The organism is Bradyrhizobium sp. MI1.7 (assembly GCF_055811795.1).
In genome coordinates this window covers 1-1,487 of the sequence record NZ_JBVVPO010000197.1, presented here as the reverse complement: position 1 = coordinate 1,487, position 1,487 = coordinate 1, and the positions used below count along the sequence as shown (strand labels likewise).

The window sequence follows — 1,487 nt, the reverse complement described above, 5'->3', positions numbered from 1 at the left end:
ACTAGTGGCTCTGCACAGTGATTTTGACAGGTTGGGTCCGGCGGTCAGATTAGCTCCGGCAGGAGTTTCGGATCAACGAGGACCTCGATGCTGCGAGGCGTCCTTGGCTGCCGTCTGATGAGGCGGGCGCGTTCCAGTGTCAGGACCATCTGGTGAACCGTAGGCGGGCTGACGCGGAAATATTCCTGCATGTCGGTTTCGGCCGGGGGCCTGCGATGCAGCCGGGTATAGAGGTGGATAAAAGCCAGATACTGCCCCTGCGTGGGCGTGAAGGGTTTTGTCGAAGGACTCACGCCGGCCATCCGATTCAGTTGTTCGTGCGTGCCTCGAACGAGGAGGCACGCCATGAATGTACGCTATCGGGTCGAACTCAGCCAAATCGAGCGCACCGAACTGAGGGCACTGCTCAGCGGCGGCAAGCATGCGTCCCGCAAGCTCAAGCGAGCGCAGATTTTGCTGGCCGCCGATGCCGAGACCAGCGACGAGGAGATCGCAAGGAGCGTCGGCGTGAGCGGCTCGACCGTGTACCGGACCAAGCGACGCTTCGTGGAAGGCAATCTGGAGCGGGCGCTGAGCGAAGAGCCGCGTCCCGGGGCGGAGCGCAAACTCACGGGCAAGGAAGAAGCCTTGCTGGTGGCGACAGCCTGCGCCAGTCCGCCAAGGGGCCGTGCCCGCTGGACGCTAAAGCTGCTGGCGGGTGCGATGGTCAAGCTCACCGAACACAAGAGCCTGTCGCACGAGACGGTTCGGCGGCGCCTGGCCGAGAATGCCCTCAAGCCCTGGCGCAAAGACATGTGGTGCATTCCGCAGGTCGACGGCGAATACGTCGCCCGCATGGAGGATGTGCTCGACCTCTATGCCGAGGCACCCGACTCCAGGCGGCCAGTGGTGTGCTTCGACGAAAGCCCGGTGCAACTCATCGGCGAAACGCGTCAGCCCATCCCGGCCAAGCCCGGCAGGCTCGAACGTTACGATTATGAGTATCGTCGCAATGGCACGGTCAATCTCTTCGTTCTCCTCGACGTGCATCGTCCCTGGCGCAAGGTCAAGGTCACCGAGCGGCGAGCGGCAAGGGATTACGCCCAATGCATGCGTGATCTCGTCGACATCCATTATCCCGACGCCGAGATCATCCGGGTCGTCCAGGACAATTTATCGACCCACTCCGCCGGCGCCCTCTATCAGGCGTTCCCGCCCGCCGAAGCCAGGCGGATTTTGCGACGGCTCGAGTTCCACTATACCCCAAAACACGCAAGCTGGCTCAACATGGTCGAGATCGAAATCGGCGTCCTGCGGGGCCAGTGCCTGGATCGCAGGATCGACGACCCTAAGCGACTGCGCCGCGAAATCACCGCCTGGGAACGACAACGAAATGCCGCCCGCTCCCGCATCAAATGGATGTTCACAACAGACAAGGCTCGCGCCAAAATGGCTGGCGCCTACCCCGCCACTTCCAAAGAGTCATAATCCCTGTGACGAGGTACTAG

Annotated in this window: 1 protein-coding gene; it reads left to right on the top strand. The window is 62.1% G+C overall.

The genetic code is table 11. The features are described 5' to 3' along the window. Positions 1-345: 345 nt before the first annotated feature. Complete coding sequence (locus AC0L3X_RS47055; RefSeq protein ID WP_063981152.1) at positions 346-1,467, top strand: IS630 family transposase; 1,122 nt, start codon at positions 346-348, stop codon at positions 1,465-1,467. Positions 1,468-1,487 lie beyond the last annotated feature (20 nt).